Genomic DNA, 12,750 nt, shown 5'->3' with positions numbered 1-12,750 from the left:
TCCCCCACCACTTCCGGAGCAATGCCAAAAGTACCGACGCCGGGACTTCGTCCCGAGGACAATAGCGACGCGTGGAAATGCGATGCTTCTCTTCGATGCGCGATCGGGATAAAGATCGGATCGTATCCAAAGCCGTTTCCGCCGTCCGACAATTCCGAAGCGAACCGAATCACCTGATCCTCCGGCCGCCGAGTAGGCGACGTGGACCCCCTTTCCGTTACGATCAGCCCGCTCCCAGGAAGGGGATTCTCACCAATGGCTCAGCGCGTAGTCACGCTCTACACGGATGACATCACCGGCAACGAGGGTGAAGACATCGCAACGCATACCTTCGGCTTGGACGGCGTCACCTACGAGATCGACCTCGGCCAGGACACCTACCAGCAACTGCTGGACGCCCTCGGCCCCTACTTCCACGCCGGCCGCAAGACCGGCACGTCGCGCCGCACCACCGTCAAGGCCCACAAGACCGGCGACGGCCCGGACCCGGTGAAGGTCAGGGAGTGGGCCAAGGCACAGGGCATCGAAATCAACGCCCGCGGCCGGGTACCGGGTGACATCGTGGCGAAGTACCAGGCGGCTCACTGACCCGAACGCGGGCACTGAGGCACAGGGCAAGCCCGGTGCGGAGGCGCGCGGAGGCGCCGCGAAGCGTCCCGAGCCTCCGCACCTCGTCAGCCTCCGCTTCCGGGCGATCCGCGAGGGCGAGCGCCGCGGCATAGGGCCGTTCGCCCTCGTCGAGCCTCGCCGCCACGGCATCGAGCACGGCCCGAAGCACGACGCGATCCGCGCCGGGGTGCTCCGCCAACAGGCGTAGGAGCATGTTGTCGTTCCAGGCGCTGTCACGGGCCGTGCTCAGTTCGAGCAGAACGGCGGACGGGGTGTGGAGATTGGCGGCCAGGGCGTGCCACACGAAGGGATAGGGACGCCGCGCGAGGCGATGCAGGGCGGAACCGTTCTTCTCCGTACGCGCCGCTTCCAGGTAGTCGGCAGGCGTGGGCACGCGGATGGCCTCCGAAATCGCCGAAGCCGCCATCCTGACACCGGATCCCGAGCCGCACCATCGAATACCGCGACGGTCGGCGGGGATCAGGCGTTGGTGACGGATTGGGGGAAGGTGAAGACGCCTGTGGGGTCGTAGCGGTGGGCCACCGACTTCAGGCGTTGGAGGTTGCCGGCGTAGTAGGCGGTGCCCCAGTCGGGGAGGGTCGCGTCGATGTAGTTGACGTAGGCGCCCGTCGCGCCCAGTGCGGCGAGGCCGTCGCGGACCGCGTCGACCGCCTCGGTGGCCGCCGCCTGGCCGGCCGGCGTGGTGTTCGCGTAGATCTGGGCGGTGGCCAGGGCCTTGCGGTGCGGGAAGGCGGTCGCATCGGGGGCGAGTTCGGCGACGGCGCCGCCCATCGAGTCCAGGAGCAGGTCCAGCCCGAGGCGGCCGGCCATCAGGCCCACCACGGCCTGGCCGTCCAGCGCGGCGGTCAGTACGCGGGAGACGGCGACGAAGGCCTCGCGGGTCAGTCGTCCACCCTCGAACGTCGGGTGGCACTGGGCGATGGTGTCGGTCGAACAGCCGGCCATGTACTTCATCGCGTCCAGGTAGTTCTTCGCCTGCACACTGCGCGTTCCGGGCTGCGTTCCGACCGCGGCGACCAGCGTGTCCAGGAGCGGGTTCAGCGCGTCGGGAGTGCCGACGTAGCAGCCGCCCACCCGACACGTCGGCGGTGTGCCGCCGGAGATCACGCAGTTCGACCACAGCTCCGGCGGCGCGTCCGCGATCCACCCCTGCCAGGCCCCGACCACCGAGGGCGTCGCGCCGGCCGGAAAACGCAGCGAGAACACGGTGAGCGGGGGCGCCGGCTCCGTGCGGAACGTGAACCGCGTGACCACGCCGAAGTTGCCGCCGCCCCCACCCCGCAGCGCCCAGTACAGATCCGGCTCGGCACACTCGGACACGGTGAGCACGCGCGAGTCGGCGGTGACCACCTCGGCCGCGACCAGCCGGTCGCAGGTGAGCCCGTACTTGCGGGTCAGCACCCCGATCCCGCCGCCCAGGGTCAGCCCGCCGATCCCCACCGTCGGACACGAGCCGCCCGGCAGCAGTCGGCCCGCCTGCGCCAGTCCGGCGTACACCTCGATCAGCCGGGCGCCCGCACCGACGTCCACCGTGCCGTCGTCGTGCACCTCGATCCGCGCCATCGGCCGCAGGTCCATCACCAGCCCGTCGTCGGGCACGCTGTATCCGAGGTAGCTGTGCCCACCGCTGCGCGCGGCGATCGGCACGCCGTGGCCTCGGGCCGCGTCCAGGCAGCTCTGTACATCCGTCGCCGACGTGCAGCGGGCCACCGCCGCCGGCAACTGCCGGTCGTACAGCTCGTTGAAGCCGAGCCGGGCCACGTCGTATCCCTGGTCCGCGGGCAGCAACAACCGACCGTCAAGGCGCGCCTTCAACGCCGACCAGTCCGGCGGCCCGGCCGTCGGCATCCGCGTCCCGGCGTACGTGCGCGCCCGGGGCGCCGGCCGGCTCACGGCGCCGCGCACCGATCCGTCGGCCGTCGACCCCGTGAGCACCAACGCACCGCCGACCCCCAAAGCGGTCAGGAATCCTCGTCGATCGATCGTCATATACCCACATCTCCCGGCGACCCGTGCGCACCGCGTGCCGGCGACGCATACCCTGAGTTATCGCAAGCTTTACCCCCGAATCGGTCGAAGGCACGCCGCGCTGCGCCCATCGGCCGATACGACGGAGTCCACCCGGCTCAGTCCACCCCGCCGATCACGGCCCTGCCCTCGGCCGCGGCGGCGGCGAAGAACGGACCCAGGTCCTCCAGTTCGTGCTCCTCGCACTCCCCGTCCCAGCGGGCCGCCCCGCCGGCGCGGGCCCAGCCCTCGGCGACCAGGCCCTCGGCCACCCGACGGACCTCGTCCGGGGCGAGGACGAAGGCGGGCCCGTAGCAGAACTCGTACTCCTCGACCTCGTCGCACTCGTGCCCGGTCGCCCCGGCCAACCACGGGAAGGCCGCCTCCCAGTCGGCCGTGCCCTGCTCGGCCTGCGCCCTGCTCTCCGCGACCGCGGCGAGCAGGCGGTAGTCGAACCTGTAGGAGTCCGCGCGCGGACGAAACTCGCCGGGGAGCACCGCCGCCCGTTCCGGATCGGGTCGGTCGGACGGGTCGATTCGCTCGGGTTCGTCGGCCGGGTCGAAAAAGAGCGTCTCGATCAGTTCGGGCCGCTCCAGTACCGCCGCCGGCACCGACGGTTCGACCTTCGCGAGCATCAACCACATGGACATGGGCTCTCGGCTTCCTTTTCTCGTGCGCGGTCGGCCCGACGGCCGTCCGGTCCACGCGGGGAAGGTATCGGCGGCCACGGACACGCCACCCTCCGCCCGGGTTTTCGGATCGAGGGGATGCAACCCGCGAACGGCGGAGCGCGTGTGCGGAGGGAAACCTCGGTTCGGAGGTGTGGATGAACGCGGTTGTGTCGCGGTCGCCGGAGAGAGGGAGGGTCCCGGATGGGGACACCCGAGATCGACGCTCGCCAACGGCACTGCCGGGGCCCGTACTTGGGTTTTCGGCGGCGGCCGGCGAATCCTCAAATCCAGCGCAGATCCAACAACCTTGTAGCACGCCGTGGTTAGTGTTCGCGGTTCGAGCCGACACACATCCGGGAAGCGAGGGTCCGGGCCCGTGACGTCTTTTTGTACCCGAGGCCGTGACACCGGCGGCCAGGCCTGCTCGACACCCGACGGCGAGCCGGCGGACCTCGCGGAACCCGCGGATCTCGCGGAACGCGTCTATCGGCAATACTCCACGCCGTTGTTGTCGTTCTGCCTCAAGCTCACCGGCGGGGACCGGCCGTGGGCCGAGGACGTGGTCCAGGAGACCATGTTGCGCGCGTGGCGGCACGCGGGCACGATCGCCGACGACACGTCCAACCTGATGCCGTGGCTGGCGACGGTGGCGCGCCGGATCGTGATGGACGACCGCCGTGCGCGTCGTTCCCGGCCCCAGGAGTGCAGCCCGGAGCCCCTGGAATACGTTTTGGCCGACGACCAGTGGGAGCCCCTGCTCTGGAAGATGGCCGTCGCCGACGCACTGCCCTCGCTCACCGCCGCGCATCGCGAGATCATCGCCGAGACGGTGTTGAGCGATCGTGATCCCAAGCAGGCCGCCGAACTGCTCGGCATACCGGTCGGAACGGCGAAGTCCCGTACCTACTACGCGATCCGCGCCCTGCGCCAGGCCCTGGAGGAGCGCGGCGGCGGATGAGTACCCGAAATTCCATACAGTGTCGCGCGGACCACGCGGCAGCACGGTCGGGTGCTGTCGTGGATGCCCGATGTGGGGAGCTACCCGGCAGATGAGGAACACCGATCCGCTCGAATTCTTCGCGAACCACCGCGAAACGATCCTCCGTTGGGGTGGCATCTCGGCCGCCGCGCTCGTGGTCTTCCTGATCCTCCGGTTCTTCGCGATGCGAATGGGCGGGTGGAAGGCGGCGGCGCGGCGGTTGTGGCGGGAAATCGCGCTGACCGCCCACGCGTTCGGCGGCCCGGTGCGGGCCTGGCTGCGGTATCGGCGCTCGGTACGGGTGCTGGTGCGGGGCCTGGGCGCGGCGACGACCTGGCGGGACGCGGAACGTGCGCTGGTGGCCGCGAAGTTCGCCGCTACGCCCGCTCAGCCGTATGCCGCCGTCGTCGGCGAGGACACGGTGACGGTGCTGTTCGCCGCCGCCGGGATGCCGTCGCCTCGGGGCGTCTGGCGGGCGGTCCCCGACGACCCGCGGGCCTGGACGGCCGTTCGGGCGGAGTTGCCGTCGGTCACGCCGGACGCGGAAGGGACCAGGCCGGTCGTCGTCGCGCTGGGCGAGCGGGACCGGGAGTGCGTGTTCGTCGACCTCGTCGTCGGTCCGGCGATGGTGTGTGTACAGGGTGATCCGCGTTCGGGGCCGGCCCTGTTCCAGGCGGTCGCGGCCCAGTTGGACGCCAGGCTGCCGACCGGGCAGGTCGTGGTCGCCGACGGGGTGCACCGCGACGTGGCCGGACAAGCGGTGCGGGAGGCGTACCGGACCGCTCGCGGCAGGCCGCCCCGGCTGGGGCTGCCCACGTTCCTGGTGACCCCGGAGCTGCCGGATCCGCTACCGCCCGAACTGACCGAACCGCCGCGCGACGAACCGCCGTTGCGGCTGCTGCTCGGCGGGCCGGGACGGGGACACATCCGGACGCTGCTCACCGATCGACACGGTCGGGTCGGTCTGCCCGGCACGCCGCTGGTGGTCGTGTGCCATTCCCTCGGCGCGGCGCTGGCCCGCGTACTGCCGACCATTCCGCCGGTGCTGCCGCCGGTACCCGCGCCGGTGGCCCGCTCCGGAGTGGACCACGCCGCATGGTTCGCCGAGGAGGAGGCCGGGGCCGAATCCACCGCCGCCGAGCCGCGGGCGGCGGAGCCGGTGGCCATCGGGGAACCGGCCGAATCCATGGCCGCGGCCGTCTCCGCACGATCCTCGACCGCCGAGCCGGCCTCGGCCCGCCCCGCACCCGAATCGACCGCGACGGCCACATTCCTCGCCCCCGCCGCCGGCACACCCACCGGCTCGCCCGCCGTCTCGGCCCGCCGAGAGGCGACCCCCCGCCGGGAACCCGCCGGCGCGCCGGGCCGACCCCCCGTCACCGAACCGCCGACCGGCCGCGATCCGTCCCCGATCATCGAGCCCACCCACAGACTTGACCCGTCTCCCCCGGCCGAACCAACCGACGGGCCCGACGCACGTCCCCCGGCCGAACCAACCCCCGACCAACCCGATCCGCCCACCGACACCCCCACCGACCGAACCCCCGATCCCGCCCCCGAGCCGTTCCCCCCCGGCTCCGGGGCCTGAGGGCCTGTCCCGCGGGATCTCGGTGACGCCGCGCCGCCCGGTACCGGACGGCGCGGCCCGATCCGCCGAGATCCGCCGCGCAGGCCCACCGCGACCCCGCCTCGCCCCCGGACACCCCCGCCGGGGCGAGGCGGGGTCCGTACCCCCTCCCCCCACCCCGCGAGAGAGTTGCATGCCCGTGAATCTCGCTCTCACCACCACCGATCCGCAGGGCCGACGCTCCGATCACCTGCTGGACGTGCCCGATTCGGCGACCGTCGCCGACCTCGGGTCGGTGCTGGGCGCCGCCGATCTGTTCCTGGGTGATCGGCGGCTCAATCCCGACGCGCGCGTGGGCACGAGCGGCATCCGCGCCGGCGCGGTGATCGGTCTCGGCGCTCCCGCGCCGACCGAGACCGCGACCCGGGCGTGGCGACCGCCCGGCTCCGATCCGGTCCTGGTCACCGTGCGGCACGTCTCGGGCCCCGGTGCGGGCCGGGTGTGGCGACTCGGCCCCGGCCGGCACGAGGTCGGCACCGATCGGGCGTGCGCGTTGCGCCTGGACGGCGGCGGCGCCCCCGCGCAGGGCACCTGGATCACGGTCGGCACGGACGGCTCCGTCACCGTCGCCCTCCCGGACGACGCCGACGAGGCCGACTGCGGCCTGCGCAGCCTCACCCCGCCGCCGCCCGTCGATCCGATCACCGGCACACCGCTGTCCACCGAGGAGCCCGCCGGCACGCAGGAGGGCGGGCCCGGCGGCCACTCGACCGAGCCCCCGCCCACGGGTCCGGACGGACAACCCGTACAGCCGCCGCTGCCGCCCGTCGGCGAACTGCCGCCGCTCGACGACGGATCGCTCCCCTGGCCCACCTACGCCGACCTGTCCCTCGGCGAGCACCTGCTGCGCCCGGGCCGGCCGGACGAACCCGAGGCCGCGGTACGCCCGGCCCCGGACGGCCTCGGCATCGAGTACAACCGGCCGCCGCGCATCGCCCCGCACCTGGACGCCGAGTCGATCCGGATGATGGGTCCGCCGACCGACACCAGCAAACGCCCGTTTCCCTTCCTGATGATGATCGCCCCGCTCCTGATGGGCCTGGCGATGATGTTCCTGTTCCGGAGCCTGTTCTTCGTCGTCTTCGTGTTCTTCACGCCGCTGATGGCGGTCGGCAACTGGATCTCCGGAAAGCGCACCGGTCGCCGCGACTACCAGGAGGCGAAGCGGGTCTATCGCATCCGCCGATCGGCCCTGGAAACCGAGATGCGCCGCGCGACCGTCGAGGAACGCGGGCTGCGCAACTCGACGTTCCCGGATCCGGCGGCGCTGCTGCTGACCGCGACCGGCCCGGGCCTGGCCCTGTGGCAGCGCCGGCGGCGCGACTCCGACCACCTGACCATCCGACTGGGCACCCTCACCCGCGCGTCCCTCAAGAGCATCGACGACCAGGCCCGGGAAAACCACTACCGCAACGTCAACTGGCGGATCGCGGACGTGCCGTTCGGGGTCGAGATGACCGCCTTCGGGGTGGTCGGGATCGGCGCCTCCGGGGAGTTGCCGCGCCGGATCGCGAGTTGGGCGGTGATCCAGACCGCCGTCCTGCACAGCCCGCGAGACGTGCGCATCGTCGTGCTGACCGAGGACGAACACGCCGACGCCTGGCAGTGGGTCCGGTGGTTGCCGCACCTGCGTCCCGGCCGACCCGGCGCCGCGGTGGTGGCCCTCGGCACCGACCCGGAGAGCACCGCACACCGGGTCAACGAGTTGATCGCCGACGTGCAGACCCGCACGGACTCCTCGCAGTCCGCGCTCGGCCCCACCCTGCAGCGCGAGCCCGACGTGCTGGTGATCCTGGACGGCGCCCGTCGCCTGCGCGATGTGCCCGGCATGATCGACGTGTTGACGAACGGCCCGGCCGTACGCGTGTTCAGCCTGTGCCTGGAGGAGCGCGAGCACCTGCTGCCGGAGGAGTGCACGGCGGTGGTGACGGCGAACGGCGGCCGACTCGACCTGAAGGCGTCACACGTGCCGGAGGTGAAGGGCATCCGGGCCGACCTGGTCGACCCCGCCTGGTGCGAGGAGGTCGCGCGCGCCCTCGCGCCGGTGCTCGACGTCACCGTGGAGAGCGATTCCGGACTGCCCTCCGAGGTCGCGCTGTTGCCGCTGATCGGCCAGGAACCGCCGGACGCCGAAGTGCTGCTCCGGGCCTGGGCGCGCCGCCCGGCGTCCACCACGTTCGTCCTGGGCAGCGGGTACGAGGGCGTGTTGCGCCTGGACCTGGTCCGCGACGGCCCGCACGGCCTGATCGGCGGCACCACCGGCTCGGGCAAGTCGGAACTCCTCCAGACGATGATCGCGTCGCTGGCCGCGGTCAACCGGCCGGACGAGTTGACGTTCGTGCTGGTCGACTACAAGGGCGGCAGCGCGTTCCGCGAATGCGCCGAACTCCCGCACACCCTCGGCATGATCACCGACCTCGACGGCCACCTGGTCAAACGCGCGCTGGCCTCCCTGGACGCCGAACTGCGCCGCCGCGAGACGGTCCTGAACGAGGTCGAGGCCAAGGACCACACCGAATACCGGGTCAAGCGCGCGCGTGATCCGCGCCTGCCCCCGCTGCCCCGACTGCTGCTGGTGATCGACGAGTTCGCCACGCTGGTGCGCGAACTGCCGGACTTTGTACCCGGTTTGATCAGCCTCGCCCAGCGCGGCCGCTCGCTGGGCCTGCATCTGCTGCTGGCCACCCAGCGGCCCGGCGGCTCGGTCAGCAACGAGATCAAGGCCAACACCAACCTGCGCATGGCCCTGCGGGTGACCGACCGCTCGGAAAGCCAGGACATCATCGACGGCATCGAGGCCGCCGGCATCTCGCCGAACAACCCGGGACGTGCCCTGGTCCGCCGCGGCGAGGGCCCGCCCACGCCGTTCCAGACCGCCTTCGTCGGCGCGGAACGCCCCGGCGCGCTGCCGAGTCCGGTCGCCAAGGCCGCCGCGTCCCGGCCGGTACGCGGCATTCGGCTCGGCTGGCAGCGCCTGGGCCGCCCGCTCGACTTCTCCGAAGCCGAAGCCGAAGCCGACGTCGACAACGACACGGACACGGGACCCGAGTCGCACTTCGACCCGCACGAGGACCCGATGACCGGGCTGTCCCAGGAACTGCCGACCGACCTGCGCGCCCTGGTGGACGCGCTGCGCGAAGCCGCGGACAGGTTGCCCGACTTCCGCCCGCAGCCCAGCCCCTGGCTGCCGCCGCTGGACGACCGCATGCGGCTGGACGAGCTGCCCGCCATCCCGGAACCGGCGCCCGGCGCACTACCGATGGTCCCCTACGCCCTGCTCGACATCCCGCACCTACAGGCCCGGCGGCTGGCCGCGATCGACTTCGCGTCCTTCGGCCACCTCTACGTCATCGGCGCACCACGTTCGGGCCGCACCCAGGTGCTGCGCACCATCGCAGGTGCCGCGGCGCTCACCATCCCGTGCTCCGATCTGCACATCTACGCGATCGACGCGGCCGGCGGGGGCCTGAGCGTGCTTGAGGCGCTGCCGCACTGCGGCGCGGTCGTCTCGCGCCACGACGCGGAACGCATGGAGCGGCTGATCAACCGGCTGACCGCCGAACTGACCCTTCGACAGCGGCTGATCGCCCGGCACGACTGCGCGGACGTCACCGAACTGCGGGGCAGGGTGGGCAAGGACCAACGGCCCGCGCACCTGGTGCTCATGGTGGACGGCTGGGACGCGTTGAGCACCATGCTCGACGACTACGACGGCGGCCGGTTGTACGCCGACGTCGTGCGGCTCCTGCGCGAGGGCCAGGGTGCCGGGATCCATGTGATCGCCACGTCGGAGCGGCTGTTGCTCGGCGGGCGCCTGGCCGCGCACAACGACCATCGGCTGCTGCTGCGCCAGACCGACCCGGGCGACTACACGCTCATCGGGATGCCCCGCAACAGCATCCCGGCGGCGGTGGCGCCGGGGCGGGGTTGGCTCGCGCCGGGGGCGATCGAGGCGCAGATCGCGTTGTTGCCGTCGATCGCCGACGCGCCGGTGGCGGCCGTCGACGGAGAGGACCCGTCGGCGAACGACCAGAGCGACCAGGCCGAGGCCATGAGGGAGTTGGGTCGGCGGGCGACCGCGCGCGACAGCAACGTAGCGGACGTACGGCGTCCGTTCCGGGTCAACGAGATGCCGACGCTGATCGGTTTCCAGGAGGCGCACGACCGCATGCCGCAGTCGCTGCGCAAGCCGTTCCAAGCACTGCTGGGTGTGGGCGGCGACGCGGTCGCGCCGCTCACCTACGACTTCGCGGACGGCGGCGGGTCGTTCATGGTCGCCGGGCCGCCGCGCAGCGGGCGCACCACGGCACTGGCCGCGATGTGTGTGTCGCTGCTGATGGGCGGCACCCGGCTGGTCGTACTGACCCCGCGTGACTCGCAGTTGCGCAAGTTGTCCGCGCACGGCCTGGCGCAGGTGCTCACCGACCCCGATCCGGAGCCGGAGGTGCTGGTGGAGGCGTTGACCTCGGTGCGCGAGCAACCGGTGGTGGTCGTGGTGGACGACGCCGATCTGATGCTGGCCTGCGCCGCCGACTCGGTGTTGCGCCGGATCGCGACGTCGGGCCGGGACCACGGTCAGGGGTTGCTGTTGGCCGGGTTGGCCGAGTCGATGAGTTCGCTGGGCTGGGTCGGCATGGCCCGGCGTTCGCGGCGCGGCCTGCTGCTGGGGCCCAAGACGCTCGGCGAGGCGGACCTGATCGGGGCCCGGCTGTCGGCCGAGCAGGTGCGCACGCCGCTCGGCCCGGGCCGGGGCTGGACCGCGGGCGACTCGGGCGCGGCGATCGCGGTCCAGGTGCCGCTGACGGTCCTGGACGGCTGACCGGCGGCGCCGGGGCCCGTCGGCACGTTCCCGTCCACTGCGGACTTGCGGGACGTGCCGACCGGCGCCGGCGCGGCGCCCCACCCGAAATGGGTTCGGCCGGCTGCTACTTGTGCGCCGCCGCCTCCGCCTTCATCTTCGCGACGGCGGCGTTGATGTCGCCCATCAGCTTGGTGTCGGAGCTGCCCAGCGAGTCGGCGATCTCGGTGAAGTTCTTGGCATAGGCCGCGATGTTGCCCGCCGAGTTCTTCATCTGCGTGCTGAAGGTGTTGTAGGCCTCCTGCAGGGCGGGGCTGGCCTTCTCGAACACCAGGCCGTTCTGGAGCAACGTGGCGACCTGGGTCTCCAGATCGCCGAGTTCCTTGGAGATGTCGCTCAGCTTGGCGCCCATCCTGGTGGCGGCGCTGCGGATCTCGTCGTAATCGACCTTGATGTCGGCCATCGGGTCCTCCGAGGGGTCGGGTTGTCGGGTGGGGACGCGCGGGCGGGCCGCTACTGGGAGGAGTTGACCTTGTCGGCGATGTCCTTGTCCATGTCCTGGACGGACTGCATGATCTGCCGGAACTGCTGCGCGTAGCCCTTGATGCTCTCCGTCGCGGCCTGGAGCGCCGTGCTGAACTTCTCGTACTGCGCCTGGAGCGCGGGACTGGCCTTGACGAGCACGAGGTTGGTGGTGAGCACGTTGTCGACCTCGGTCTTGGCCTCCTTCATCCGGGGCACGAGCGTGTGCTCGACGCTGTTGTCCAGGAGGTTGGACACCCGGGTGATCTCGGAGTAGGTGAGTTTGATATTGGGGGCCATGGTGGGTCTCCTCGGGAACGAGTCGGGGTGGGTCGTCACGAACGACGGTGCGGCGGGCGTCAGTTGATCTTGCCCCCGGGCGGCGGCTTCTGCACGCCCCCGCCCTTTTCGGTACCGTCCCTGCCGGCGTCGTCGTCGGCGTACTTGGGATCGCGCTTCCACTCGCTCTTGGGTCCGTCGCGAATGTAGTGCTCGGTCGTCTTCCCGGAGTGGCTGATCATGGTGCCACTGCCGTCCTTGTTGATGGTGAAGTCCGACGTGCTCTTGGTGCCGTCGCTCAACGTGGTGGTGATCGAGTAGTCGCGGACGTCGATCCGGCCCGGCTTTCCGTCCTTGCCCGCGCCCGGCACGTCGTCGACCCATTCCGGGGGACCCTTGTACGTGGTGGTCGTCTCGTAGGTCTGCCCCTGCGGATTGGTGATCTTCGACGTCTCCTTGACGATGTTGTTGTCCTTGTCCAACTCGACGCTCACGTCGATCTTGCCGTGCTCGTCCTCGTAGTGGTGCGAAGTCGGCGGCTTGTCACTGGGCTTGGGGGGCTCGTCGCCGGGCTTGGGGGGCGCGCTGTCCTCGCCCTTGGCGATCCAGGCGGCACACCACGCGGGCGCCTCCGGATCGTGGCATGCGTGTCGGATGGTCTCGTTCGGGTGATCGCGGAAGTACTCGGTGGCGCCGATCGAGGCCAGGTAGTCGTCCCACTTGGCCTTGTCCGCGAGCCACTTGTCGTGCGCGGCCTTGGCGTTGCGCCATTGGTCGATGCCCAGGCCGGTGGTGATCAGTCCCGCCGAACCGGAGATCCTCGAGTCCTGGTCGAAGAAGAGGTCGGATACCGCCTTGAAGCTGTCGGCGAGCTTGTTCAGCCCCTCCTTGGCCTTGGCGGTACGGGACTTGGAGTGGTGGTAGAAGCTGTTGAACGAGGTCGAGAGTCCGGAGGTGCCCAGGGCGGCGCGGCGCTCGGCGGCACCGGCCTCACCCAGCTCGCGAAATGCCCCGCCGGTGCCCGAATCGGCCTGCTTGGCGAGTTCTCTGAGCTTGGTGTTGATCTCATGCAGGTTGGTGTAGTCGATGGCGAAATCCGCCATTCGGACCTCCTGTTCCTTGCCCGACTCGCGTGGTGGGCGCCCGCGCCGCGAACCGCTCCCATTTCTGTACGCGCCGCAACCATCGTGGGTTCAACCGAGATTGTCGCGAGGAAGAATGAACCCGGCGAACCATT

General features: G+C 71.2%; 10 protein-coding genes. 4 read left to right on the top strand and 6 right to left on the bottom strand.

The features are described 5' to 3' along the window. The first annotated feature begins 255 nt into the window (after positions 1 to 255). Complete coding sequence (locus ACH4XV_RS28605) at positions 256 to 588, top strand: Lsr2 family protein (protein WP_395794655.1); 333 nt, start codon at positions 256 to 258, stop codon at positions 586 to 588. Here the strand turns inward: ACH4XV_RS28605 and ACH4XV_RS28600 are convergent. The 3 genes from ACH4XV_RS28600 to ACH4XV_RS28590 all read right to left on the bottom strand — a co-directional run bounded on the left by ACH4XV_RS28600 (position 530) and on the right by ACH4XV_RS28590 (position 3,287). Next, a complete protein-coding gene (locus tag ACH4XV_RS28600; RefSeq protein WP_395794653.1) occupies positions 530 to 1,036 on the bottom strand; it encodes a hypothetical protein in 507 nt (168 codons plus the stop codon). The two genes, ACH4XV_RS28605 and ACH4XV_RS28600, sit on opposite strands and share 59 nt — an antisense overlap. A 53-nt stretch (positions 1,037 to 1,089) precedes the next feature. Then, positions 1,090 to 2,619: an FAD-binding oxidoreductase gene (locus tag ACH4XV_RS28595; protein WP_395794651.1), complete on the bottom strand. Its 1,530-nt coding sequence runs from the start codon at positions 2,617 to 2,619 to the stop codon at positions 1,090 to 1,092. A 137-nt stretch (positions 2,620 to 2,756) separates the two neighbouring features. Further along, entirely contained in the window at positions 2,757 to 3,287 is a 531-nt protein-coding gene (locus ACH4XV_RS28590) for a hypothetical protein (protein ID WP_395794649.1), read from the bottom strand. 397 nt (positions 3,288 to 3,684) lie between these two features. On the opposite strand from ACH4XV_RS28590, the gene ACH4XV_RS28585 reads away from it, so the two are divergent. The 3 genes from ACH4XV_RS28585 to ACH4XV_RS28575 all read left to right on the top strand — a co-directional run bounded on the left by ACH4XV_RS28585 (position 3,685) and on the right by ACH4XV_RS28575 (position 10,733). Next, entirely contained in the window at positions 3,685 to 4,266 is a 582-nt protein-coding gene (locus ACH4XV_RS28585; protein ID WP_395794647.1) for a sigma-70 family RNA polymerase sigma factor, read from the top strand. Positions 4,267 to 4,357: 91 nt separating this feature from the next. Beyond that, entirely contained in the window at positions 4,358 to 5,875 is a 1,518-nt protein-coding gene (locus ACH4XV_RS28580) for a hypothetical protein (RefSeq protein ID WP_395794645.1), read from the top strand. Positions 5,876 to 6,047: 172 nt separating this feature from the next. Continuing rightward, entirely contained in the window at positions 6,048 to 10,733 is a 4,686-nt protein-coding gene (locus ACH4XV_RS28575) for an FtsK/SpoIIIE domain-containing protein (RefSeq protein WP_395794643.1), read from the top strand. Between the two features lie 106 nt (positions 10,734 to 10,839). On the opposite strand, the gene ACH4XV_RS28570 is transcribed toward ACH4XV_RS28575, so the two are convergent. From ACH4XV_RS28570 to ACH4XV_RS28560, 3 genes are read right to left on the bottom strand one after another with little or no spacing between them, the layout of a single operon-like run. Further along, the gene (locus tag ACH4XV_RS28570; RefSeq protein WP_395794641.1) at positions 10,840 to 11,175 is read right to left on the bottom strand and encodes a WXG100 family type VII secretion target; all 336 of its coding nucleotides are present in this window, start codon (positions 11,173 to 11,175) and stop codon (positions 10,840 to 10,842) included. Positions 11,176 to 11,225: 50 nt separating this feature from the next. Then, positions 11,226 to 11,534 (bottom strand): hypothetical protein, encoded by a 309-nt coding sequence (locus tag ACH4XV_RS28565; protein ID WP_395794639.1) that lies wholly within the window; start codon positions 11,532 to 11,534, stop codon positions 11,226 to 11,228. 59 nt (positions 11,535 to 11,593) lie between these two features. Beyond that, the gene (locus ACH4XV_RS28560) at positions 11,594 to 12,616 is read right to left on the bottom strand and encodes a serine/arginine repetitive matrix protein 2 (RefSeq protein ID WP_395794637.1); all 1,023 of its coding nucleotides are present in this window, start codon (positions 12,614 to 12,616) and stop codon (positions 11,594 to 11,596) included. Positions 12,617 to 12,750: the final 134 nt, after the last annotated feature.

Source organism: Embleya sp. NPDC020630, assembly GCF_044334985.1.
Classification (GTDB): domain Bacteria; phylum Actinomycetota; class Actinomycetes; order Streptomycetales; family Streptomycetaceae; genus Embleya.
This window is presented reverse-complemented; position numbering and strand designations above follow the sequence as displayed.

What these genes read in the sequence shown, in the direction of transcription:
- ACH4XV_RS28605 (WP_395794655.1), top strand. Translation starts at nt 256, where the DNA reads ATGGCTCAGCGCGTAGTCACGCTCTACACGGATGACATCACCGGCAAC.
- ACH4XV_RS28600 (WP_395794653.1), bottom strand. Translation starts at nt 1,036, where the DNA reads ATGGCGGCTTCGGCGATTTCGGAGGCCATCCGCGTGCCCACGCCTGCC.
- ACH4XV_RS28595 (WP_395794651.1), bottom strand. Translation starts at nt 2,619, where the DNA reads ATGACGATCGATCGACGAGGATTCCTGACCGCTTTGGGGGTCGGCGGT.
- ACH4XV_RS28590 (WP_395794649.1), bottom strand. Translation starts at nt 3,287, where the DNA reads ATGTCCATGTGGTTGATGCTCGCGAAGGTCGAACCGTCGGTGCCGGCG.
- ACH4XV_RS28580 (WP_395794645.1), top strand. Translation starts at nt 4,358, where the DNA reads ATGAGGAACACCGATCCGCTCGAATTCTTCGCGAACCACCGCGAAACG.
- ACH4XV_RS28575 (WP_395794643.1), top strand. Translation starts at nt 6,048, where the DNA reads ATGCCCGTGAATCTCGCTCTCACCACCACCGATCCGCAGGGCCGACGC.
- ACH4XV_RS28570 (WP_395794641.1), bottom strand. Translation starts at nt 11,175, where the DNA reads ATGGCCGACATCAAGGTCGATTACGACGAGATCCGCAGCGCCGCCACC.
- ACH4XV_RS28565 (WP_395794639.1), bottom strand. Translation starts at nt 11,534, where the DNA reads ATGGCCCCCAATATCAAACTCACCTACTCCGAGATCACCCGGGTGTCC.
- ACH4XV_RS28560 (WP_395794637.1), bottom strand. Translation starts at nt 12,616, where the DNA reads ATGGCGGATTTCGCCATCGACTACACCAACCTGCATGAGATCAACACC.